At 63.8% G+C, this 23,276-nt stretch carries 22 protein-coding genes and 1 tRNA gene; 5 read left to right on the top strand and 18 right to left on the bottom strand.

Going from position 1 to position 23,276, the window contains the following annotated elements; translation table 11 throughout:
- The first annotated feature begins 206 nt into the window (after nucleotides 1-206).
- Nucleotides 207-605 (top strand): LysE family translocator, encoded by a 399-nt coding sequence (locus tag SBI20_RS01765; protein ID WP_317973422.1) that lies wholly within the window; start codon nucleotides 207-209, stop codon nucleotides 603-605.
- A 117-nt stretch (nucleotides 606-722) separates the two neighbouring features.
- Here the strand turns inward: SBI20_RS01765 and SBI20_RS01760 are convergent, their stop codons facing one another.
- Nucleotides 723-1,640 (bottom strand): AraC family transcriptional regulator, encoded by a 918-nt coding sequence (locus tag SBI20_RS01760; RefSeq protein WP_317973421.1) that lies wholly within the window; start codon nucleotides 1,638-1,640, stop codon nucleotides 723-725.
- A 96-nt stretch (nucleotides 1,641-1,736) separates the two neighbouring features.
- On the opposite strand from SBI20_RS01760, the gene SBI20_RS01755 reads away from it, so the two are divergent.
- On the top strand, nucleotides 1,737-2,486 hold the full coding sequence (locus SBI20_RS01755; RefSeq protein ID WP_317973420.1) for an SDR family oxidoreductase: 750 nt from the start codon (nucleotides 1,737-1,739) through the stop codon (nucleotides 2,484-2,486).
- Nucleotides 2,487-2,834: 348 nt separating this feature from the next.
- On the opposite strand, the gene SBI20_RS01750 is transcribed toward SBI20_RS01755, so the two are convergent.
- Entirely contained in the window at nucleotides 2,835-3,869 is a 1,035-nt protein-coding gene (locus SBI20_RS01750; protein ID WP_317973419.1) for a hypothetical protein, read from the bottom strand.
- Nucleotides 3,870-4,251: 382 nt separating this feature from the next.
- On the opposite strand from SBI20_RS01750, the gene SBI20_RS01745 reads away from it, so the two are divergent.
- Entirely contained in the window at nucleotides 4,252-7,896 is a 3,645-nt protein-coding gene (locus tag SBI20_RS01745; RefSeq protein ID WP_317973418.1) for a tetratricopeptide repeat protein, read from the top strand.
- 10 nt (nucleotides 7,897-7,906) lie between these two features.
- On the opposite strand, the gene SBI20_RS01740 is transcribed toward SBI20_RS01745, so the two are convergent.
- From SBI20_RS01740 to SBI20_RS01725, 4 genes are all read right to left on the bottom strand, one after another.
- Nucleotides 7,907-8,050: a helix-turn-helix transcriptional regulator gene (locus SBI20_RS01740; RefSeq protein ID WP_317973417.1), complete on the bottom strand. Its 144-nt coding sequence runs from the start codon at nucleotides 8,048-8,050 to the stop codon at nucleotides 7,907-7,909.
- A 43-nt stretch (nucleotides 8,051-8,093) separates the two neighbouring features.
- A complete protein-coding gene (locus SBI20_RS01735; protein WP_317973416.1) occupies nucleotides 8,094-8,309 on the bottom strand; it encodes a hypothetical protein in 216 nt (71 codons plus the stop codon).
- Between the two features lie 122 nt (nucleotides 8,310-8,431).
- On the bottom strand, nucleotides 8,432-8,902 hold the full coding sequence (locus SBI20_RS01730) for an Arm DNA-binding domain-containing protein (protein WP_317973415.1): 471 nt from the start codon (nucleotides 8,900-8,902) through the stop codon (nucleotides 8,432-8,434).
- A 33-nt stretch (nucleotides 8,903-8,935) separates the two neighbouring features.
- Nucleotides 8,936-9,025, bottom strand: a tRNA-Ser gene (locus SBI20_RS01725).
- Nucleotides 9,026-9,188: 163 nt separating this feature from the next.
- On the opposite strand from SBI20_RS01725, the gene hspQ reads away from it, so the two are divergent.
- On the top strand, nucleotides 9,189-9,581 hold the full coding sequence (gene hspQ, locus SBI20_RS01720; RefSeq protein WP_317973414.1) for a heat shock protein HspQ: 393 nt from the start codon (nucleotides 9,189-9,191) through the stop codon (nucleotides 9,579-9,581).
- A 74-nt stretch (nucleotides 9,582-9,655) separates the two neighbouring features.
- Here the strand turns inward: hspQ and SBI20_RS01715 are convergent, their stop codons facing one another.
- Nucleotides 9,656-10,588 (bottom strand): ABC transporter permease, encoded by a 933-nt coding sequence (locus SBI20_RS01715; RefSeq protein ID WP_317973413.1) that lies wholly within the window; start codon nucleotides 10,586-10,588, stop codon nucleotides 9,656-9,658.
- 88 nt (nucleotides 10,589-10,676) lie between these two features.
- Here SBI20_RS01715 and SBI20_RS01710 point away from each other — a divergent pair, with 88 nt between their 5' ends.
- The gene (locus SBI20_RS01710; protein WP_317973412.1) at nucleotides 10,677-11,414 is read left to right on the top strand and encodes a GcrA family cell cycle regulator; all 738 of its coding nucleotides are present in this window, start codon (nucleotides 10,677-10,679) and stop codon (nucleotides 11,412-11,414) included.
- Between the two features lie 199 nt (nucleotides 11,415-11,613).
- Here the strand turns inward: SBI20_RS01710 and pnp are convergent, their stop codons facing one another.
- The 11 genes from pnp to rimP form a co-directional block, all read right to left on the bottom strand.
- On the bottom strand, nucleotides 11,614-13,917 hold the full coding sequence (pnp, locus tag SBI20_RS01705; RefSeq protein ID WP_317973411.1) for a polyribonucleotide nucleotidyltransferase: 2,304 nt from the start codon (nucleotides 13,915-13,917) through the stop codon (nucleotides 11,614-11,616).
- Between the two features lie 232 nt (nucleotides 13,918-14,149).
- Nucleotides 14,150-14,419 carry a 30S ribosomal protein S15 gene (rpsO, locus tag SBI20_RS01700; RefSeq protein ID WP_317973410.1) on the bottom strand — a complete coding sequence of 90 codons (270 nt, stop codon included), beginning with the start codon at nucleotides 14,417-14,419 and terminating at the stop codon, nucleotides 14,150-14,152.
- A gap of 21 nt (nucleotides 14,420-14,440) precedes the next feature.
- Nucleotides 14,441-15,340, bottom strand: coding sequence for a tRNA pseudouridine(55) synthase TruB (gene truB, locus SBI20_RS01695; protein ID WP_317973409.1), 900 nt, complete (start codon nucleotides 15,338-15,340; stop codon nucleotides 14,441-14,443).
- Nucleotides 15,341-15,404: 64 nt separating this feature from the next.
- Complete coding sequence (locus SBI20_RS01690) at nucleotides 15,405-16,097, bottom strand: site-2 protease family protein (protein WP_317973408.1); 693 nt, start codon at nucleotides 16,095-16,097, stop codon at nucleotides 15,405-15,407.
- Nucleotides 16,094-16,684: a thymidine kinase gene (locus tag SBI20_RS01685; protein WP_317973407.1), complete on the bottom strand. Its 591-nt coding sequence runs from the start codon at nucleotides 16,682-16,684 to the stop codon at nucleotides 16,094-16,096. Before SBI20_RS01685 ends, SBI20_RS01690 begins: the two co-directional genes overlap by 4 nt.
- Before the next feature lie 19 nt (nucleotides 16,685-16,703).
- On the bottom strand, nucleotides 16,704-17,129 hold the full coding sequence (gene rbfA / locus SBI20_RS01680) for a 30S ribosome-binding factor RbfA (protein WP_317973406.1): 426 nt from the start codon (nucleotides 17,127-17,129) through the stop codon (nucleotides 16,704-16,706).
- A gap of 51 nt (nucleotides 17,130-17,180) precedes the next feature.
- Nucleotides 17,181-17,330 (bottom strand): hypothetical protein, encoded by a 150-nt coding sequence (locus SBI20_RS01675; protein WP_317973405.1) that lies wholly within the window; start codon nucleotides 17,328-17,330, stop codon nucleotides 17,181-17,183.
- Nucleotides 17,331-17,537: 207 nt separating this feature from the next.
- On the bottom strand, nucleotides 17,538-20,198 hold the full coding sequence (gene infB, locus SBI20_RS01670; protein WP_317973404.1) for a translation initiation factor IF-2: 2,661 nt from the start codon (nucleotides 20,196-20,198) through the stop codon (nucleotides 17,538-17,540).
- 5 nt (nucleotides 20,199-20,203) lie between these two features.
- Complete coding sequence (locus SBI20_RS01665; protein WP_317973403.1) at nucleotides 20,204-20,968, bottom strand: DUF448 domain-containing protein; 765 nt, start codon at nucleotides 20,966-20,968, stop codon at nucleotides 20,204-20,206.
- Nucleotides 20,949-22,634 carry a transcription termination factor NusA gene (nusA, locus tag SBI20_RS01660; RefSeq protein ID WP_317973402.1) on the bottom strand — a complete coding sequence of 562 codons (1,686 nt, stop codon included), beginning with the start codon at nucleotides 22,632-22,634 and terminating at the stop codon, nucleotides 20,949-20,951. The genes SBI20_RS01665 and nusA overlap by 20 nt, the downstream gene beginning before the upstream one ends.
- A gap of 3 nt (nucleotides 22,635-22,637) precedes the next feature.
- Nucleotides 22,638-23,240, bottom strand: coding sequence for a ribosome maturation protein RimP (rimP, locus tag SBI20_RS01655; RefSeq protein ID WP_317973401.1), 603 nt, complete (start codon nucleotides 23,238-23,240; stop codon nucleotides 22,638-22,640).
- Nucleotides 23,241-23,276: the final 36 nt, after the last annotated feature.

The following is a 23,276-nucleotide window of genomic DNA, read 5'->3' as shown; positions in this document are numbered from 1 at the left end:
GATCAATCTGTGATTATTTCTCACAGGATCAGGTCAGAAGAGATCGATTTTCAAGAAACAGCCCGCCCGGCACACATCGCCCCGGCTCCGCGAACGAGGTGAGAGTCCTGATCGTCACAGGAGGGCAAGGTGTTGGAAGAAATCACAGCGCATGAAGGAAAGGGTGGCCTCGACGCCCTCGGCAGGACAACGCTCGGGGGCCTGTCATGAACGCGCTTCCCCTGATTTTCGGTATCACCTGGCTTGCAGTCATCAGCCCCGGCGCGGATTTCGCGATGATCTCGCGCAACAGCTTCCTGCACGGGCGCCGCGCGGGAATGCTGGCGGCGCTGGGCATTGCCATTTCCTGCTGGTTCCATGTGTTTTACGCGGTGTTCGGGCTGACCGTTATGGAACGGCTGTTTCCCCATCTCCTCAATATCGTGAAAATCGCCGGTGCGGCCTATCTGGTTTACGTGGGAGCGGCGACGGCCCTGGCGCGGCCTGCGATCCGGGCAAGGGTGCTGGCCAGCCAGCGCATCTTCAACGCGGCCATCGGGGCTGTTCTCGTCCTGCTGGGCACTGCGCTGGCCCTGTTCGATGCCTCGCATGCCCTGGATGGGTAAGAGGACAGCTCCACTCCGCAAGATGTCGCTGCTGTCCCCGCCTCGCGTGGACCGCGCGACAGGAAACGGACTTTCCAGCCTTCTGCTACGCCAAAGTCAGAATGGCCCCGTTTGCGTTCATGATATGGGTGGCTCGCCGGAACAAGCACGGGCAAAACTCCCCGGCGGGCAGCCGATGCGCTTGCGAAAGGCCGTACTGAAAGCACTGGCCGAGCCATAACCGATATCCTCGGCAATGCGGTCAAGCGATTGGCCGCCCCGCACCAGCGCATCGCGGGCCACTGCCATGCGCCAGTCGATCAGATATTCGATCGGCGCGCAGCCGACTACCGAGCCGAACTTCGCCGAGAAGGCCGAGCGGGACATGCCGGCGATCCCGGCAAGACGCGCGACGGTCCAGTCAGCCCGAATATCGGCGTGCATGGCCGTCAGCGCGCGCGCCAGCGAGGGATCGCGCAAGCCCGCCAGCAGCCCCGCAGGATCTGTAGAATGATCGCCGCCAGCCCAGCGCAAGGCTTCCACCAGAAGGACCTCAAGCATCCTTCGGACAATCAGATCCTTGCCGGGATGGCTGGACCTGCATTCCTCGGCCAGCAGGTCGATCATGCGCCCCAGCCGACCGGTCACACCTTGCGCGGCGGGAATGAAGATCTGTCCGGGCAACAGCGCGAGCCGAAGCGGAGCGTTGGCCCGCTCGAAGGAAAAGCTGCCGCCAAGAGCCAGGAAATCAGGCTCCCCCTGTGGTTCGCCATGGCGAACCGCATCACTGCCGGGTTCCAGCAGGGGGCCGACCAGGCCCGGCTCGCTGCCCAGCGAAAAGGCCGGCGTGGCGGGCATCAGCAGAAAATCACCCTGCGCAAGGCGCAGCGGCGCAGATCCCTCGAACGTGACCCACGCTTGCCCGGCAAGGATCAGCGTAAACCCGGGGGCCTCATGCGCACGATAACGGATGCTCCAGCAGCCGCGCGCCGTGATCGGTTTGGAGATGGCCGCATTGGGCCGAAGCAGGGCGATGATCTCGCTGAGAGGATCCATATCTTGGACGATCGATAATAATATAGCGATATATGATTATGTATCGCCTTGCACATTCTGTCTACCCTTCCCCCATCGCCACGAAGGAGACAGGCCATGAACGAAACCATTCTCATCACCGGAACCTCATCAGGCTATGGCAAGGCAACGGCTGACTTCTTCCTTGAAAGGGGCTGGAATGTGGTGGCCACGATGCGGCGCCCAGATCCGGCGGTATTCGGCCCCTCATCGAACCGGCTGCGTATCCTGCCGCTCGATGTGACCTCGCAGGACAGCATCGCCGCGTTGGTGGAGGCCGCCGGACAGATCGATGTGCTGGTCAACAATGCCGGCATAGGCGGCGTGGGCGCTTTCGAGGCCATGCCGATGCGCCTGATCCGGCAATTGATCGAGACCAACACGATCGGCGTGATGGCGATGTGCCAGGCCTTCATCCCGCAGATGCGGGTTCTCCGCGCCGGTTGCATCGTCAATGTCACCTCGAGCGTCACGCTGGGGGCGTTTCCGCTGGCGGCAGCCTACACGGCAACGAAGCAGGCGATCGAGGGCTTCACCGCGTCGCTGGCGCATGAACTCGGCTATTTCGGCATTCGGGCCAAACTCGTCGAGCCGGGCTACGCACCTACCACGCGTTTCGGGGCCAATGCCATTGTGCCCGTAAGCGACTTGCTGCCTGGCGACTACGCCGATTTTGCCCGCCCCATCCTCGATGCTTTTGCCGCCCCGGCGCTGACAACCCACGAGAGCGATGTCGCACAAGCGGTGTGGTCCGCAGTACACGATCGCACAGGCCGACTTCGCTTTCCGGCCGGGGCCGATGCGCTGGCGCTGGCAGATGCAAGGTGACGCAGTCCCTGGCCGCCACCCTGCGTGCGCATCCAACACGGCGCTTGTCCCTTGTTCCGGTCATCCGCGTTCAAGGCTGCGCAGCGTGACCGGGAGCATCCGCTGCGAACGTCGAGCTCGTCAAGGCACTGGACGGAGGTGGGCCGGGGGCGGGTGATCACTGCCTCGACAGACGGGCAGCGACAGGCGGCACTACTGCGTGTCCGTCAATGCAACCCGTCGGCGAAACAGCGTTGCGCCAGGCGCAGACGCCATTGGGCCAGATAGGCAAACCACAGCATCGCTTCAACGCGAAGCCCGGCAACAATCGCCAGCACGACAGGAACGCGTGCTTTCCTGATCGACGGTTCAGATCGAGGACACTGCCTCGCTGGAGCGCTGCCCTAACCGCCAAATGAGCAACCGCATGAACGGCTCCGGATCGTCCAGGCGGAACGCGATACGGACAACCGCCCCCCGCTTCTTCAGGAGCGAGCGAGGGTGCAGCGGGCGGTTCAGCTGCAGCATGATGTTCGGCCAAGCGAGCAGCGCCGCGTTGAGAGTGGCCGGGTCGCGCACCTCCTCGCCGGTAAAGCCTCCTTCAATGGCCACGATCGCGTCGAGTGGAACGAATTGGTCAATGAGGAACCCTGCCCGTACCCGGACGCCTTCGGGCGTCAGCAATACCGGCCTGAACCGGAACGACTTGATGAGGCCGAGCAAATACACGAAACCGACGTCGCTCAGGATGAACATGACGACGGCGGCGGCACGGCTCCAATGCCCGACAAGCAGGTGATAGACTGCAATCTCGATCGCCGACAGAATCAGCAGTGTCGCACACATCGGTGTCAGGTGCTCGTGATAGGCGAAGGCTCGGGCGTCTTCCGGCACGTCGGCCGGTCCGCCCCAGCGGAACAGCGCCATGTGAATCACCGTCAACTCCGCCACGACCAGACGGACCAATGCGGGCGGGAAAAACTCAGAGGCGACAGATGCCCACCGCTCCTTGCGATCGATGTTCTCGCTGCTTGCCACCCGGCTTGCTCTTGCCGTGGCCCAGGCAACATGCCCCAGAACCACGGCCGTCATCGTCAACGCAAGGATCGGCGTATCCAACAGTACGCCTCGTATCACCGAAGGCGAGCCCAGCCAGACAGTGAAGCTCGCTCCGGCCAACACGCCCAAAACGGCGCGCCACTCCGGCTTGCCGGATGATCGGACGACCAGCGCAAGCATCAACGTGTCCGCGACAATCCAAAGGAATAGAATGAGGGCTAAAAATGGATGAGCAGATGCCAACGGGGTTCGCACCGCCATCCCAGCCAGCGCAACGATGATGAATGGCACAACTTGAGCGACGATCTGCGGTCGAGCAAAACCGATACCGATCTTGACTGTCATCAGCCCCCCATCCGCTTGCGCGAACGACCGGATTCCAGTCCGGCGCAGCGCCAGCCTTTCTTATACGTCGACTTTCCTTGTCGGGAAAGAAGCGACGGTTCGCGGCAAACAGGTGCTTTCTGGCAAGCCCCTCCCCAAAAGAGGGCGTTGCCGGAAGCAAAGCTGTTCGTCGGACTGTGCCGCAGGTTCAGACTGCGAGGCGATTTATGCGTTCGGCTTCTGTAGAAGAAGTGGCCACCCCCGCCTATCTTGCCCGGCACGGCACACCGCAAACGCCCGATGACCTGAAAGCACTCCTGGCCGTGCGCGCTTCCTACCCTCATCTGCAGTGGAATTACGTCTTCGGAACGTTATAGTGCTTCCATCAAGGGCTTGGGGGCACATGAAAATTCTTCTCGCTACACTCGTTGCCACGAGTACGCTCACGAGCGTAACCTACGCTGCAGATAAGCCGGTGATCGGCCCGGCGCCTGCCTGGGTGAAGCCTGTTACTCCGTCACCGGCTCCCGTAAAGGCGGACGAAGCGCCGGTTCGCATCCTGCTGTCCGATCAGCAGATCGCGTTGGAACCGGGACGGCAGACCGTCTACTCCGAGACATCGCTGAAGATTCAGACGCCGCAGGGGCTAGCCGCCGGCAACATTTCGCTGCCGTGGCGCCCCGAGACCGATGTCCTGTCGGTCCACAAACTTCTGATACGTCGCGGCGACCAGACCATCGACGTGCTCAAGTCTGGTCAGACGTTCACGGTGCTCAGGCGTGAGCAAAACCTTGAGAGCGCGACACTGGATGGCGTCCTTACAGCCAATATCCAGCCGGAAGGCTTGCAGGTCGGTGATACGCTGGAGTTCGCGGTGTCGGTTTCGTCGAGCGACCCGACGCTGAAGGGGCACATCGAGCAGATTGCAGCAGCCTGGAACGGCCTCCCAATCGGACGGGCGCATCTCCGCATGGAGTGGCCAACCAACCTGCCAGTGCGCCTCCGCCAGACAGCCTCCCTGCCCGCATTGAAGCCGACGAAGACAGGCAATACGTCCACTGTCGAACTCTCGCTTGACAATGTGGAGCCGATCATTCCGCCGAAGGGGGCGCCGCCTCGCTATCGCATCGGGCGCCTTGTTGAGGTGACCGATTACGCCTCTTGGGCCGATCTAGGGGCACTCATGGCGCCGCTCTATGAGAAGGCTGCCGCGATCCCGGCGCAAGGTCCGTTACGGTCGGAACTGGAGCGCATACAGAGCCTCTCGCCCGACCCTAAGGTTCGCACCGAGGCGGCGCTCGCACTCGTACAAGACAGGGTGCGTTACGTCGCGCTTGCGATGGGAGCGGGCGGCTATGTTCCCACCGACGCCGAGACGACGTGGTCGCGCCGGTATGGCGACTGCAAGGGCAAGACAGCCCTTCTGCTCGCACTCCTTCACGCCATGGGGATCGGGGCGGAACCCGTTGCGGTCAGCACCACCCTCGGCGACGGCCTGGACGCACGTTTACCCATGGTGGGGCTGTTCAATCATGTGCTGGTCCGGGCATCCGTGGCGGGACGCACTTACTGGCTGGACGGGACGAGAACTGGCGATACCAGCCTCGACAGGCTGACCATTCCCAATTTCGGTTGGGGTCTTCCCCTTCTCGCCAAGGACGCCGCGCTTGTCCGCATGATGCCCACGCCCCTCGCGGCACCGACGCAGGACGTTTCCATTCGGATCGACGCGAGCAAAGGGATCTCGGTTTCCGCCCCAGCTATCGTCGAGACCATCATACGTGGTGATGAGGCGATCGGCGTTAACGCCGCGCTGTCGAACCTTGTTGGGGAAGCTCGGGATCGAGCGTTGAAGAACTATTGGAAACAGCAGTACGACTTCATCGATGGGAAAACAGCGAGCGCTAGCTTCGACCAGAAAGCCGGAGAGCTCCGTCTGTCGATGACAGGCGAGGCGAAGCTGGATTGGGCAAATGGCAATTATCAGACGGACGGAACGAACGTCGGTTACAAGGCCGATTTTGGCCGTGATCCGGGTCCAGACAAGGACGCCCCTTTCGCCGTCCCGTATCCCTACTTTACCCGCACTCGCGAGACGATCGTGCTCCCGAAGGGGGCTGGCGAGTTTCAGATCGGGACGGGAATGGAGGTCGACCAGACCGCAGGAGGTATCGAGTATCGACGTCACGCGAGCATAGCGAGTGGCGTGTTCACCATCGAGAAGACTGAGCGAAGCGTCGTTGCGGAGTTCCCTGCCAAGGACGCTCCTGCACAGCAGGCGGCGTTACGCATGCTCAGTGATCGACCTGCTTCGGTACGCATGCCGGCGGGTTATAAGTACTCTGGCAGTGATATCGCTGCAGTTCAGGCCGACGTGCCGTCAACCTCGTCAGGCTACGTCGGGCGCGCCAAGATTTTCATCAACCGGGGCATGGTGAAGGAAGCCCTCCTCGACTACGACAAGGCTGTCGAACTCGACCCGAACAACGTCTACGCATGGGCAAACCGCAGTATCGCTCGTGTGCAGGTCGGGGACCTCGCAGGAGCACGAAGCGATCTTGCCAAGGCCGAGGCTATCGATCCTTCGTTCGTCCAGAACGGCATCGGCCGGGGGATGCTTGCCGATATCGAACGCCGCCCCCGTGACGCCGTAGAGGCCTATACAAGGGCTTTAGAGCAGGAACCTGACAACCGCTATGCAATCGAGCATCGGGCAGCAGCATATGCCAGCCTCGGGGACACGCAAAGAGCGCTCGCTGATCTGACAGCGATCGTTGAGAAGAGGCCCGACGATCCAGCCGCCTACGTCGACAGGGGCAACTTCTTCTTGGACCAGCGGGAGTACGACAAGGCCATAGCGGACTTCGACAAAGCCCATTCTCTAGACCCATCCGATGAGGAGCCACTTGCAAATCGGGGCATGGCACGAGTTTGGGAGCGGGATTTCGCCGCAGCAGTTAGCGACCTCGACGCAGCGGCCAAAATCAACTCGAAGAATGCCGTAGTGTTTCGTGCCCGTGGAATGATGGCACAGCGGAAGGGCGAATGGCAGGACGCGATAGCAGCATATACTTCGGCTTTGCAGGTTGAGCCGAACAGCAGCTTCGCGTTGGGCCATCGCGCCGAGTCGGCGCGCGCGACAGGTGATTATGAGGCTGCCCTTCGGGATGCAGCCGCGGCGATCAAGCAGCAACCCGGATGGATCGAACTCTATCTTCTTCGGGCGAATGTTCTGCGAAGCCAAGGCAAAGAGGCCGAGGCGATCGCCGAGGCCAGGGCTGTCACCGCTGCCAACCCGGACAATAGCTACGCCCATGTCGTCGCCGCGAACATCTACAGCGCCTTTCATAAAGACGCTGAGGCGATGCACGCCTATGACAGGGCTATCGCGCTTGGTCCTGAGGCTTACATCTACCTGAATCGCAGCCTGCGCAGACCAAAAGCGGATGTGGCAGGTCGCCGGGCAGACCTGGATGCTGCCTTGGAGCTCGATCCAAACCTGACCGAAGCCATCGCTCGGAAGGCCGATTTGCAGACGGAAAGCGGAGACCTGACCGGAGCAATCTCGACCTATTCCTCCGCTATTGCGAAGTCTCCAGACGACTTCACGCTTCTTATGGGGCGTGGCATCGCTTATGCTCGCTCAGGTGAAGTTGCCCATGCTGACGCTGACTTCCAGCGGGCCAGAGGGAAGGCTGCCGAGCCGGTGATCTTCAACAATATGTGTTGGGCGAAGGCGACTGCCGGAGTGGCGCTCGAATCCGCGCTTGCCGATTGCAACGCGGCGCTTGCAAAGGCACCCGACATGGCCGGATATCTTGACAGCCGCGGCTTGGTTTTGCTCCGGCTGGGCCGAATTGATGACGCAATAGCCGACTATGATCAGGCACTCGCTAAAAGTCCGAATACACCCTCAGCGCTGTTCGGCCGAGCCATAGCCTGGGCGCGTAAGGGTGATCGCGCCAAGGCCGAAAGCGACGCTGCCGCTGCTGCAAAAGTCGACCCGGATATCCGAGCCGAATTTGAGCGCTACGGCGTCAATCTGTGAAGGATTTGTCTCAGTGGCCTGCTGCAACCAGATCGAAGAATTTGCTGCGGCTCAGCCCAAGAAAAGCAGCAGCTTCCGGAACGCGAATGGCGAGCCGCTCATCCGATGCCATGTCCGGCGCCAGTTTGGGCTCTGCGGCCCGGTCCTTTGCCATGGATTTTCTCCTGTCTGAGGCTGAGTGGCCTTCACTATGGTCGTCATCGCAGCGATCGCCGCCGCAGCACCGGCAGAGGCCGCGCCGCGCCCTCCACGCCGATCGCCGGGCGCTGCACGGAACTGCCAGATATCGGCGGCGCGTGAACGGTTGTCGCCCTGGGCGGCGGCGAGCAATAGTCTGCCCATTGCTGCATCAACCTGGCACGCTTGCGGAAGAAGTCCGTGCGCAGATAGACAGCTTTGGCCTTGTCACCCACGGCATGAGCCAGACAGGCTTTGCGCGGAGATCGTCCAGAAAGCTGGCGACGTCATGATAGGCCAGCGCCGCAAAATGCCCTTTCCGCTTGGGTTGGCGCGGGAGCCCCTTGGTCAATGAACGCTATCGCGAAAGCCGTTGGAATAGGACCAGTCGAGCACCGCGCCGATACGCTGGCGCACACGCCTGGCCGTCTCGGGGATCTTCAGCCAGATTTCTGAACATCGGCCCGTCGATCTTGTCGACCGTCAGCTTGCCCAACTTGGGATAGGTATAGAGCTCGAGCGTTTTGAGCCATTGTTGGGTGTGCTTACCGTTCTTCCAGCCCTTGAGCATCTCCGCATGTGTGCGCCTCGCCGCCTCCTCAAAGGTCGGTATGACCTTGAGAACCTTGCGTCGCTCCTCAAGCGGATCGATACTCAGGGCAGCGAGACGTCTGGCCGCGCCTGCCTCGAGGCGGGCAGTCTTGACCGAGACGTAATTTGCATCACCCAGCTCAATGCCCCGCCGGCCCCGGTTTACCTGGATGCGCAGGACCCAGCTCTTGCCGCCCGAAGGCGAAATCCTGAGGTAGAGCCCCTCCGCCGTCAGCATAGCGCACCATGGCGAGCTGGGGGATGGAAGGCTTGGCGGAGAGGGTGGGATTCGAACCCACGGTACGGTTGCCCGTACACCGCATTTCGAGTGCGGCGCATTCGACCACTCTGCCACCTCTCCGTGAAGTGCCTTGCGGAGGAAGCGACTTGCGCCTCCCGGGTCGATGACGGCGCCTCTAACGCACGATTCGCGACCTGCCAAGAGGGAAGTCGAGTTATCCCCAGCCTGATATTCCTCTTGATGCTTGCTTGTTTCACCACGAGGGCAAACCTATATCTCCCTCATGTCGAATGTTGCCGAAAATGCCCGCTATTTCTCCCCTCAGGCCGGTCGCCAGATTTCCGTGCCTGCCGTGAGCGAGGCGCGCTTTGCCATCGGCGATGTGGTGCGCCATCGGCTCTTCGGGTTTCGCGGGGTGGTTTTCGATATCGATCCCGTCTTCGCCAACAGCGAGGAATGGTATGAATCCATTCCGGAAGACATGCGCCCCGTGCGCGAGCAGCCGTTCTACCACCTCCTCGCCGAGAACGACGAGAGCAGCTACGTTGCCTATGTAAGCCAGCAGAACCTGACTTCGGATGCCGAGGCCGGGCCGGTCGACCACCCTTCCCTGCGCGAGATGTTCGACGGGTTTTCTGATGGGCGCTATCACTTGCGCCGCAGCCTCTCGCACTGAGCCCTGCTCCCCGGAAACAAAAAAAGGGCGCCCCGTTCGGGAGCGCCCTTTTTTGTGGCCCGATGACCGGAGGCTCAGGCCTTCAGCTTCCAGCCCGACCGCAGCAAGGCATAGACGCCAATGCCCAGCAGCAGGTTGAGCACGCCCAGCCCGACCGCACCGTGCAGAACGGCCATGTTGTCGCTGCCAATGTCGCTCTGGCCCAGAAAACCATAGCGGAAGCCCGAGATCACGTAGAAGATCGGGTTCATGCGGCTCACGGTCTGGAAGGCCGGGGCGAGGCGGTCGATCACGTAGAAAGTGCCCGAAAGCATCGACATCGGCGTGATGATGAAGTTGGTCACCGCCGCGTTGTGATCGAACTTTTCCGCCCACATCGAGGTGGCCACGCCGATCAGCGAGAGCAGCGTCGCCCCCATCAGGCCGAACCACACGATGGCCCAGGGATGGCGGGCCTCAAGCGAGACGCCCGGCCAGAACATCATGGCCGCCGCCACCGCCAGGCCGACCAGCACCGCGCGCGTCACCGCCGCACCGACAAGCGCAGTCAGCAATTCGCCCTCGGACACCGGCGGCATCAGATAGTCGATGATCGTGCCCTGGATCTTGCCGCCGAGCAGGCCGAAGCTCGAATTGGCAAAGGCGTTGTTGATCATACCCATGGCGATGAGACCGGGCGCAACGAAGCTGGCGAAAGGAACGCCCAGCACCACCCGGCCACCACCGCCCAGCGCGAGCGTGAAGATCATCAGGTAAAGCAGCGTGGTGACCGCAGGGGCCCAGATCGTCTGGGTCTGCACCTTGAAGAAGCGGCGGACCTCCTTCATATAGAGGGTCCAGAGCCCGACTCGGTTGAAACTGCGGAAAATCGGCTGTCCGGGCGGCGGGAAACCGGCTAGATGCCCGTAGGCATAAGCTGCCGAGGTGCCGGTGAACGCAAGTTCGCCAGCCTTGCTCTGGTCGAGCGGTTTCGTGTCCCCGGTGGGGGACGGGAATTGATTGGCCATGGGCAAGGCGGTATCGCGCGCCGGGGCCAATGGCAAGATGATGTAAGGGCCAGGGAGCATCCCTGCCCATAAAAGGGTTTTCAAACGGATGAGCTGGACCGACGAGCGGATCGAGAAACTGACCAAGATGTGGGAAGGCGGCGCCACCGCCAGCCAGATCGCTGACGAACTTGGCGGGGTCAGCCGCAACGCCGTGATCGGCAAGGCCCATCGCCTGGGCCTCAAGGCACGCCCTTCCCCGGTCAAGGCCAATGAAAAGGGTGAAGTGGCAGAAGCGCCCGTGGCCAAGGCGGCCAAGCCTGCTGCGCCCGCGCCGGTCGAGGCGCGCCCTGCCGCACCCAAGCCGGTGAGCCCGCCTGCCGCACCTGCTCCGGTCGAAGCGCGTCCGGCGCCTGCAAACCCGCCCGCAGCCCCGGCTGCGCGTCCGGCACCTGCCGCTCCGGCCCCCAGCGCCGCACCGGCTGCCGATGCTCCGGTTGCCGCGCCAACCCCGCGCGTGGTCTCGGTCGGCCCCGGCGGCTTCCTGCGTCAGGGCCCCGGCGACCAGCAGGCACCGATCCCGCCTGCCCCGCCCCGCCGCCTCGTGCCCGCGCGCCCGAGCCCGGAAATCGCCGACAAGACCAGCCTGCTCGACCTCAACGACCGCATCTGCCGCTGGCCGATGGGCCATCCCGGCGAGCCCGATTTCCACTTCTGTGGTGAGAAGGTGAACCCCGGTTTCCCCTATTGCGTCGAGCATTGCGGCCGCGCCTATCAGGCGCAGCTTCCGCGTGGCCATCGCCGCCCGCCCCCGCCGATGCCGTTTGGTGGTCCGCGCGTGCGCTGAGGCACAGGCTTCTTGCCATAAGAAAGGCCGCATTCCCTGATGGGAGCGCGGCCTTTTCTTTTGCCTCCTGAAGACGAAGAAGCCCCTCCGTCAGGCCTTCGGCCTGCCACCTCCCCGCAAGCGGGGAGGATCTGGATCTTATGAAAAAAGGGCCCGCACCGGGTGGTGCGAGCCCTTTTTTGTTCAGGCCTCAGGCCCCTCAGTCGTCCGACTTGAGGAACGCGGGCATGTGGTCGGGAGCCGGACCTTCGTCGCGGTCGCGACGGGGACGGTCGCCGTCACGGCGCGGGCCACGGGGGCCGCGATCACCACCACGGTCGCCGCTGCGGGGGCCACGACGGTCGCCGCCGCGATCACCACGGTCGCCGCGCGGTTCACGCGGTTCGCGGGCCGGACGGGTGTCTTCCAGCTCGGCACCGGTTTCCTGATCGACGACGCGCATCGACAGGCGGACCTTGCCACGGTTGTCGATCTCGAGGACCTTGACCTTGACTTCCTGGCCTTCCTTGACGACGTCGGTCGGCTTTTCAACGCGTTCGTTGCGCATTTCCGAGACGTGGACGAGGCCGTCCTTGCCGCCCATGAAGTTCACGAACGCACCGAAGTCGACGATGTTGACGACCTTGCCGGTGTAGATCTTGCCGACTTCAGCTTCCTCGACGATGCCGAGAATCCACTTCTTGGCCGCTTCGATCTGCGCAACATCCGAAGACGAGATCTTGATCACGCCTTCGTCGTCGATGTCGACCTTGGCGCCGGTTTCAGCGACGATCTCGCGGATCACCTTGCCGCCGGTGCCGATCACTTCGCGGATCTTCGACTTGTCGATCTGGATCGTCTCGATGCGCGGCGCGTGAGCCGAAAGTTCGGTACGCGCAGTGCCCAGAGCCTTGGTCATTTCGCCCAGGATGTGCGCGCGGCCTTCCTTGGCCTGGGCCAGAGCCTGACGCATGATCGTTTCGGTGATCCCGGCGATCTTGATGTCCATCTGGAGCGAGGTGATGCCTTCGCTGGTGCCGGCGACCTTGAAGTCCATGTCGCCGAGGTGATCTTCGTCACCCAGGATGTCCGACAGGACGGCAAAGTCGTCGCCTTCGAGGATCAGGCCCATGGCGATGCCCGAAACCGGACGAGCGACGGGAACGCCGGCGTCCATCATCGAGAGGCAGCCGCCGCACACCGTGGCCATCGACGACGAACCGTTCGATTCGGTCACGTCCGAGAGCACTCGGATGGTGTAGGGGAACTCTTCCTTGCTGGGCAGGACCGGGTTCAGCGCGCGCCAGGCGAGCTTGCCGTGGCCGACTTCGCGGCGACCGGGAGCGCCGAAGCGGCCCACTTCACCCACCGAGTAGGGGGGGAAGTTGTAGTGCAGCATGAAGCGCTGATAGGTCAGGCCGTCGAGACCGTCGATCATCTGCTCCGCGTCCTTGGTGCCAAGGGTGGTGGTGCAGATGGTCTGGGTTTCGCCGCGGGTGAACAGCGCCGAACCGTGGGTGCGCGGCAGGAAGCCGACCATCGATTCGATCGGGCGAACCTGCGTGACCGAACGACCGTCGATGCGCTGGCCTTCCTTGAGGATGGCGGTACGCACGATCTCGGCCTCAAGCTTCTTGAGGGTCTTGATCGCGACCATCTGGGTCTGCGGGGTTTCGTCCGCGAACAGCACCTTGGCCTTGGCGCGCACTTCGTTCAGCGCGTTCGAGCGGGCCGACTTGTCGGTCAGCTTGTAGGCAGCGGCGATGTCGGCGCCCAGGCCCTTCTTGAGCTTCGCCTTGATGTCGGCCGTGTTGTCCGACAGGTCGATTTCCCAGGGGTCCTTGGCGGCCTTCTCGGCCAGCTCGATGATCGCGCCGATCACCTTGCGGCTTTCCTCGTGGGCGAAGATCACCGCACCGAGCATTTCTTCCTCGGTCAGTTCCTTGGCTTCCGATTCCACCATCATCACGGCGTTGTCGGTCGCGGCCACGACGAGGTCGAGGCGGCCCGTGGCGGCTTCGGCCAGCGACGGGTTGAGCTGGTATTCGCCGTCCTTGAAGCCGACGCGCGCGGCACCGATCGGGCCCATGAAGGGAACGCCCGAGATGGTCAGCGCAGCCGAAGCGGCGATCATCGCGACGATATCGGGTTCAGTCTCGCCATCATAGCTCATCACCTGAGCGATAACGTTGATTTCGTTGTAGAAACCTTCGGGGAACAGCGGACGGACCGGACGGTCGATCAGGCGCGAGACCAGCGTTTCCTTTTCGGTGGCGCCGCGTTCACGCTTGAAGAAGCCACCGGGGATGCGCCCGGCAGCCGAAAACTTTTCCTGGTAGTGGACGGTGAGCGGGAAGAAGTCCTGGCCTTCCTTCACCGACTTGGCGGCGGTCACCGCGCAAAGCACCACGGTCTCACCATAGGTGGCGAGCACGGCGCCATCGGCCTGGCGAGCGATACGGCCGGTTTCCAGAGTGAGGGTCTTTCCGCCCCACTCCAGCGATACGGTCTTGACGTCGAACATTTGGTTTCCTTCAGCCCGCAGGCCCTATTGCCCACGGGGTTTTGCTGCCGGGGATGCCGTCCCGGTCCGGTCTGGGGCTTGGCCCCTTGGTGCCCTGGCCGAATTGCCGGGGCGCCGATAATCTAGCACTGTTTTGTGACAGCTCCGAAGGCCTTTTGCCTCCACTCAAGCCGCAACACTCAAAAACAGCGCCCAAAAAGAACGGCCCGCCGATGGCGGGCCGTTCGTGAAATCACTTACGCAGACCGAGCTTCTGGATCAGAGCGTTGTAACGCTCCACATCCTTCTTCTTCAGGTAGTCAAGCAGCGAACGACGCTTGTTGACCATCTGGAGCAGGCCACGACGCGAATGGTTGTCCTTGTGGTGGGCCTTGAAGTGTTCGGTCAGGTTGACGATGCGCTCGGTGAGGATGGCAACCTGGACTTCGGGCGAACCGGTATCACCGGCGACGCGCGCGTTGTCCTGGATGATTTCCTGCTTCTTTTCAGCGGTAACCGACATAATTTCACTCCGCGACATACTTTACAGGTTGAAACCCCGTTCGACGCGCAAGGCGCCGTCCGCAAGCATGACCAGCGCCACCGGCTTGCCGCCGCATCGCGCCCACCACAGCCCGTCGGAAAAGGGCAACCCCGCCAGAACACGGCCCTGCTGGACCGCCCTTGCCTGTTCGGGGTCGAGGTCAAGAGCCGGGATGTCGACCAGCCCTGCCTCCAGCGGCAAGATTACGTTCTCGAAGGGGGCGCCTTGGCCCCATTCGTTCAATTTGTCCAGCGAAATCGCCTGATCGAGCGTGAACGGCCCTGCCTTCAGGCGGCGCAGCATGGTGACATGACCGCGCGTTCCCAGTGCCAGCGCGATGTCGCGCGCGAGGCTGCGGATATAGGTGCCTTTCGAGACATGGGCTTCGAGCGTGGCGCTTTCCAGGGCATCGTCCGGCCCCGCCGTTTCCAGCACGCGCAAGGTGTGGATCGTCACGTTGCGCGAGGCCAGCACGACCTCGTGCCCTGCCCGCGCCAGATCATAGGCACGCTCGCCATCGACCTTGAGCGCCGAATAGGCAGGCGGAACTTGCGCAATCGGGCCGGTAAACGTCGGCAGAACGGCGTCGAGCGCCGCGCGCGCGGGCCGTACCGCGCTTTGCCCGATCACGGCGCCTTCAAGGTCGAGCGTGTCGGTCTCCGTTCCGAACGCGACCGTGAAGGCATAAGTCTTGCTGGCGTCGAGCATCCGCCCGCACAGCTTGGTCGCCTCGCCCACGGCAATCGGCAGCACGCCGGTCGCCAGCGGGTCGAGCGTGCCGCCGTGCCCCACTTTCACTTTGCCAAGGCCGCGCGTGCGCGCGTTGCGCTTTACCGCCGCCACACCCTGGGTCGATCCCAGCGTGAGCGGCTTGTCGAGAATGATCCAGCCGTTTGCCATTGCCCGCGCCCTAGCTTGCGCATCGCCCCCTGTCAGCCGGCAATCCCTGCCTGCCCGCAATTCCTCAGGAGATCGGGTGCCCTGCGACCAGCGAGGCAAGCGCGAGGAATTGTCCGCCCAGCCACAGCACGGGCGGCGCCAGGACCAGACGCACGAGATCGAAACGCGGCGCCAGCCAGGGCAGGATCACCAAGAGGAGCAGCACCAGCGGCATGCCCAGACGCCGCAACTGCGCGTAGCGATCCGCCAGCGCCGTCGGCAGCAGCCCCTCGACGATATGCGAACCATCGAACGGGGGCAGCGGGATCAGGTTGAAGCTGCCCAGAAAGAGGTTGATCGCCAGAAAGTTGACGAGATTGTCGGCCACGAACTGCCCGATCACGCCCGGCGCGGAAAGAAACCGCGCCTCCAGCCCCAGCGCCACCGAGGCCAGCAGCGCCAGCGCGAAATTCATCGCCGGCCCTGCGGCCCCCACCAGCATCATCGCCTGACGCGGGCGTGGCAGGCCACTGACATCGACCGGAACCGGCTTGGCCCAGCCAAACACCGGCGCATGGGCCAGCGCCAGCATGCCCGGCAAAAGCACCGTCCCGACCGGATCGACATGGCGCAGCGGATTGAAACTGAGCCGCCCGAGGCGCTCGGCCGTCCGGTCGCCCAGCAGGCGCGCCATGCGGCCGTGGGCGACCTCGTGGAACACGATGGCCACGATCATCGGCACGGCCAGCGTGGCCAGCGCATAAAGGGTATCCATCATCGGTGCAGATCCAGGGCCGCGCTGAAATGGGCGCGGCAGAGGGAAAGATAGCGCTCGTTGCCGCCGATCTCGGTCTGCGCGCCTTCGCGCACGGCACGGCCTTCAGCGTCAACGCGCAAGTTCATTGTCGCCTTGCGCCCGCAGTGGCAGACCGCTTTCAACTCGATCAGCGAATCGGCCAGCCCGAGCAGCGCGGCAGCCCCTTCGAACAATTCGCCCTGAAAGTCGGTCCGCAAGCCATAGCACAGTACAGGCAGGCCTGCCCGGTCAGCCAGATCGGCCAGTTGCCAGACTTGCGCGCGGGTGAGGAACTGCGCCTCATCGACCAGCACGCAAGCCAGAGGCCCCTTCCCCTGTTCGGCGAGAACTTCCGCCCGCAGATCGGTTTCGGGCCCGAAACGATGGGCATCGGCATGGAGCCCGACGCGACTGGCAATCGCATGCCCGTCAGCCCCGGTACGGTCATCGATCGCGGCGGTCCACAGCATCGTGGCCATGCCGCGTTCGCGATAGTTGAAATCGGCCTGGAGCAAGTTGGTCGACTTGCCCGCGTTCATGGCCGCATAATAGAAATAGAGCTTGGCCATGGGCTGCTGCCAAGGGCGCTCAGCCCTCGGATTCGTCCCCGGAGGTCTCTTCACCCTCTTCCAGATCGCGACGAACGCGCGGATCGGCGAGCAGGGCATCGATGCGGAACGCCTCGTCGAAGCTCTCGTCGGCCAGGAACTTGATCCGGGCGGCATACTTGAGCTTGAGGCGCCCGGCCACTTCCTTCTGGAAGAAGGCCGTGTGGGTGCGCAGGGCCTTGAGCACGATCTCCTCGTCGGTGCCCAGCAGCGACTTCACGAAGACGGTGGCATGGCGCAAGTCGGGCGACATGCGCACTTCGGTGACCGAGACGGTATGGGCGCTGAGCACGTCATCGTGGACCTGCTGGCGGGTGAGCAGCTCGGAAATGACGTGGCGCACTTGCTCGCCGACCTTGAGCAGGCGGACCGAGCGTTGTTCGGGAGAGGCAGACTGACGGTTCATTGCCGCCCTATATGGGGCATCCCGCGCGCCAGTTCCAGACGGGAACACCGATTATCGGGGAAGAACCTTGCGCTTGGTGCCGCGCCGGGAAACAACCGCACGCCATACCAGCACGCCTACCCCGGCCAGCGCCAGCGCGGCACTGGCGCGCCCGAAAACCGTAATCGCCAGATCCGCGTCTGGCCTGGCCCAACGTGCCATGGCCACAGCCACAACCAGCAAGACAAGACTGACACTCCAAGCCAGTCCCGGCAGACGATCAAGCCACCCTTTCTTCATGGCACACCCCACAATGCGAAGAACCGGTCCTCTTGTACCGTTCCGCAAGCAAGTTGCCCATGCAAAAGCAAGGCGCCCACTCCTTGCGGAATGGGCGCCCAGCCAGCTTTGCAGAATGGATCGAATCGATCAGAGCGTGCGTTCGCGCTCTTCGACCTCGAACACTTCGAGCGTGTCGCCCGCCTTGATGTCGTTGGTGTCCGTAAGGACCACACCGCATTCCAGACCGGCGCGCACTTCGGCCACGTCGTCCTTGAAGCGACGCAGCGAAGCAATCGTCGTCTTGCTGACGATAACGTCGTTGCGGGTAAGACGCGCGTAGATGCCCTTGCGGATATAGCCTTCGAGCACGAGCAGACCGGCAGCCTTGTCCTTCTTGCCCGCGGGGAAGACTTCCTTGACCTCGGCGCGGCCCACGACCGTTTCGATGCGTTCCGGACCCAGCTCGCCCGCCATCTCCTTGGCGATGTCGTCGGTGAGCTGGTAGATCACGTCGAAGTACTTCATCCGCACCTTGTTGCGCTCGATCAGCTCGCGCGCCTTGGCGTTGGGACGGACATTGAAGCCGACGATCGGCGCACCCGAAGCCTGGGCCAGGCCCACGTCGCTTTCGGTGATGGCGCCCACGCCCGAATGCAGCACGCGCACCTTGATCTCGTCGGTCGAGAGGCGGTTGAGTGCATTGACGATGGCTTCGGTCGACCCTTGCACGTCCGCCTTGATCACCACCGGATATTCGATGACGGTCTGCTTGGCGGCCAGCGCCGAGAACATGTTCTCGAGGCTCGACGGGGCCACGGCGGTGCGCTTGGCAGTCGCCTTTTCCTGACGGTAGGCGGCCACTTCGCGGGCACGGGCCTCGTTCTCGACGACGGTCAGCGTGTCACCGGCCATCGGCACGCCGCCGATGCCCAGCACTTCGACCGGCAGCGAGGGCGGCGCCGACTTCACCTGACGGCCCTTGTCGTCGAGCATGGCGCGCACGCGGCCCGACTGGGTGCCGACAACCAGAATGTCGCCGACATGGAGCGTGCCACGGTTGATCAGGACAGTGGCCAGCGGCCCCTTGCCCTTGTCGAGCTTGGCCTCGATCACGGTCGCTTCGGCGGCGCGATCGGGGTTGGCGCGCAGTTCCATCAATTCAGCCTGGAGCAGGATCTTCTCGATCAGCGTCTCGAGACCGGCGCCGGTCTTCGACGAGACTTCCACGTCCTGCACGTCGCCCGACATCTCTTCGACGATGACTTCATGCTCAAGCAGGCGCTCGCGGATCTTCTGCGGGTTCGCCTCGGGCTTGTCGCTCTTGGTGATCGCCACGATCATCGGCACGCCAGCGGCCTTGGTGTGATGGATGGCCTCGATCGTCTGGGGCATGATGCCATCGTCAGCGGCCACCACCAGGATCACGATGTCGGTGACATTCGCCCCGCGCATGCGCATTTCGGTGAAGGCTTCGTGGCCCGGCGTGTCGAGGAAGGTGATGTAGTCACCGCCCTTGGTCTTGATCTGGTAGGCGCCGATGTGCTGCGTGATGCCGCCCGCTTCGCCGCGCACCACATCGGTGCCGCGCAGCGCGTCGAGCAGGCTGGTCTTGCCGTGGTCGACGTGGCCCATGATCGCAACCACGGGGGGACGCGCCTTGAGCGTGGTTTCGGCGTCGACGTCAGAAGCACTGTCGATGTCGACATCGCTTTCGTTCACGCGCTGGATGTTGTGGCCGAATTCGGTCACCAGCAGTTCGGCCGTGTCCTGGTCGATGGTCTGGTTGATGGTGACCATCATGCCCATCTTGAACAGCGCCTTGATCAGATCCGCAGCCTTTTCGGCCATGCGGTTGGCCAGATCCTGCACGGTGATCGCCTCGGGCACGATCACGTCGCGCACCTGCTTTTCACGCTGCTGGGTCTGCCCGGCGAAGTGCGCACGGCGTTCCTTTTCGCGGGCGCGCTTGAGCGCGGCGAGCGAACGGGCGCGGGCGCCCTCGTCCTCGTTGAGGGCGCGGGTGACGGTCAGCTTGCCAGCCTGGCGACGGTCGTTGGTGTTCTTGTCGCGCGGGGCGTGGGCAGGCTTCTTGGGCGGTTCGGGACGCTTGGGCGCAACAACCGGGGTGAAGCGGCGCGGCGCGGGAATGGCCGCCGCAGGCGCAGCAGGACGCGCTGCGGGCGCGGCCGGGGCAGCAGCAGCAGCCGGAGCGGCCGCAACCGGAGCGGCAGGGGCCGCAGCAGCAGGCTTGGCGGCCTCGACCGGCGCCGGAGCGGCGGCGGCAGGAGCCTGCGCAACAGGAGCCGGGGCCGGTTCGGCAACCACGGGGGCCGCTTCCGCGACGACGGCTTCGGCAGCCTGCTGGGCCGCAGCGGCGGCCGCTTCACCGGCAGCAGCGCGGTTTTCCTCGGCGCGGCGGCGTTCTTCCTCGATCGCACGCAGGCGTTCTTCCTGCTCGCGACGGTTGGCTGCCTCAAGGGCGGCCAGACGCGCTTCTTCAGCCTGACGCAGCAGACGGGCCTGCAATTCCTGGCGCGTCTCGCGCGAGGCAGCAGGCGACACCGGCGGCGGCGGCGGCGGGACGATCGGGGCACGGGCCGCCGGACGGGGTGCCGCCGGGGCAGCAGGCGCGGGCGCTGCCGGCGCGGCGGCCTGACCGCCCTGCACCAGCTTGCGGCGCTTCACCTCGACCACCACCTTGTTGGTGCGACCATGGCTGAAGGTCTGCTTGACCTCTCCGGCTTCCACTGCGGTCTTCAGGCCCAGTGGCCTGCGGCCCAGTGTCGGCTTCTTGTCGCTATCGCTCATCGAACTCATTCGCCCTTCGTATCAATATCATCGTTCGCCGCATGCGCGGCCGGTCGTGCGGCTTCGGCCAGGCCACCAGGTGGCCCGTCCGGCGTCGCAGACCCGAGAAAGTGCATCAGACGGGCCAAAGGCCCGGCAATACGCGCTGCAGCGCCCGCATCGGTGACGCCAAGGTGAACGACGTTGTCGCGGCCCAATGCCACAGACAACGCCGCGCGGTCCAGCGGCAAGATGATGCCCATCTTGCCCGATCCCTCGGCCATTTCGCCCACCCGCCAGGCCTGTCCCAGCTTGCCCACACCATCGGTGCCGGCGTCGCAGGCATGACCCAGCCAGGCAATCGCGCCCGAACGGGCTGCCTGGGCAATCTTTTCGGTTCCCAACACCAGATTGCCCGATCGCAGTTCGATCCCGAATCGATCCAGCAAGGCACGGGTCAGCGCCTGCTCGATACGGTCGGCAAGGTTGTCAGGGATGGTCAGCGGCGCGCCTTTATAGGCGCGCGCCAAGGCACCCTTCAGTTTGCCATTGGCAAGGGCGATTTCAAGGTCTGCACGGTTCACGCCGATCCACGCGCCGCGCCCGGGGGCACGCGCGAGCGGATCGGGAAGAACCAGCCCCTCGGGCGAGATCGCCAGCCGCAGCAAGGCATCCCGCCCGTCATGGACAGCGGTGAGAATACATTTCCGCTCCGGCGAGGCGTCAGAGCGCCTTGCCGGACGGTCCTGCGGCCTTCCGGCGCTCAGCGTCTCATTGCGAGGATTCCGCATTGGCGGCCTCCTCAGTTTCGGTGGCGGCGGTTTCGCCAGTCGCCACATCTTCAGCGACGGCTTCGCCAGCAGCCGGTTCATCGTCGAACCAGTGCGCGCGAGCGGCCATGATCATCTCGTTGCCCTGCTCTTCGTTCAGGCCATATTCGCCCAGAACGCCGCCCTTGTCGTCCTGACGGTCCGAGCGGTCCCGGTCGCGACGATCGTTGTTGCGACGGCGCTGGTCGGTGCCGCGCTTCTTGGCGATCAGTTCGTCGGTGGCAAGGTCGGCCAGATCGTCGAGGGTCTTGATCCCGGCCTTGCCGAGCGTGACCAGCATGGCCTCGGTCATGTGCGGCAGCTCGGCCAGGGCATCCTCGACGCCCAGCGCGCGGCGTTCCTCGCGCTGGCCTTCCTCGCGGCGTTCGAGCGCTTCGAGCGCACGGTTCTGAAGCTCGGTCGCCAGCTCCTCGTCGAAGCCTTCGATCGTCGCCAGCTCGCTGATGTCGATATAGGCCACTTCTTCCAGTTCGCTGAAGCCTTCGGCGACGAGCAACTGCGAGAGGGTTTCGTCAACGTCGAGCTCTTCCTCGAACGTCTTCGAGCGTTCCGAGAATTCCTTCTGACGCTTTTCGCTCGCCTCGGCCTCGGTCATGATGTCGATGGCCGAACCGGTGAGCGCGGAAGCCAGGCGCACGTTCTGACCACGACGACCGATCGCCAGGCTGAGCTGATCGTCGGGGACGACCACCTCGATACGGCTTTCTTCCTCGTCGATCACCACGCGGCTGACGGTGGCGGGCTGGAGCGCGTTGACCACGAACGTCGCAGCGTCTTCGCTCCAGGGAATGATGTCGATCTTTTCGCCCTGCATTTCCTGCACGACGGCCTGAACGCGGCTGCCCTTCATGCCGACGCAGGCGCCGACCGGGTCGATCGAGCTGTCGCGGCTGATCACGCCGATCTTGGCACGGCTGCCCGGATCGCGGGCAGCGGCCTTGATCTCGATGATGCCATCGTAGATTTCGGGCACTTCCTGCGCGAAGAGCTTCTTCATGAACTCGGGGTGCGCGCGGCTCAGGAAGATCTGTGGACCGCGGTTCTGGCGCTCGACCTTGAGGATCAGCGCCCGCACGCGCTCGCCCACGCGCGGCACTTCGCGCGGGATCTGCTGGTCGCGGCGGATCACGCCTTCGGCGCGGCCCAGGTTGACGATCACATGGCCGAATTCGACCGACTTGATCACGCCGGTGATGATCTCGCCCGCGCGGTCCTTGAATTCATCGTACTGACGGTCGCGCTCGGCGTCACGGACCTTCTGGAAGATCACCTGCTTGGCCGACTGGGCGTCGATGCGGCCCAGATCCACCGGGGGCAGCGGATCGACGATGAAATCGCCGACCTTGGCACCGGGCTGGAGCTTCTCGGCCTGCTTGAGGTCGACCTGCTTGAAGTAGTCCTCGACATGCTCGACCACTTCGACGACGCGCCACAGACGCAGGTCGCCCGAACGCGGGTCCAGCTTGGCGCGGATGTCGTTCTCGGCACCATAGCGGTTGCGCGCCGACTTCTGGATCGCTTCTTCCATCGCTTCGATCACGATGGACTTGTCGATCATCTTTTCGGCGGCGACCGCGTTGGCAATTGCCAGCAGCTCGGCACGGTTGGCGGAAATCGCACTGGCCATGTCTTAGTCTTCCTGTTCCTCAAGAAATGCGGCGGATTGAGCCGAAACGTCTTCGTCTTCGAAATCTTCCTCATCGACGCCACTGGCATCGACAGGGCGCGAGGCAGCGATCAGCTTGTCCGTCAGGATCAGCTTGGCATTGGTGACGAGCGCGAAAGGCACCGCGAACACAGCGCCATCATCCTCGATCGAGATCACCCCGGCCGCTTCGTCGAAGGCCACCAGATCGCCACGGAAGCGCTTGCGGTTGTCGAGCAGCTCGGCCAGTTCGACCCGCGCCTCGTGACCGATCCAGGCGGCAAAATCCTTGGGACGGGTGAGCGGACGGTCGATCCCCGGCGAGCTGACCTCGAGGCGATAGGCCTCCTCGATCAGCATTTCACCAGCCTCTTCGAGCGCGTCGATCTTGTCGGAGATACGGTGCGAGAGCGCGGCGCAATCCTCGATCACCAGCTGCCCGGTCTCGGGCCGCTCGGCCATGATCTGAAGCGTATGCTCCTCGTCGCCCACTTCGCTCTTGCCGTAAAGGCGCACGCGCACGAGATCGAAGCCCAATGCCTTCACCTCGGGCTCAACAATCTCGATGATCCGCGCAATATCCGTCATGCCGTCTCCAATGACCCGCTCCTGAACACCGTGCAG

This window comes from Novosphingobium sp. IK01 (assembly GCF_033242265.1).
Taxonomy (GTDB): domain Bacteria; phylum Pseudomonadota; class Alphaproteobacteria; order Sphingomonadales; family Sphingomonadaceae; genus Novosphingobium; species Novosphingobium pituita.
This window is presented reverse-complemented; position numbering and strand designations above follow the sequence as displayed.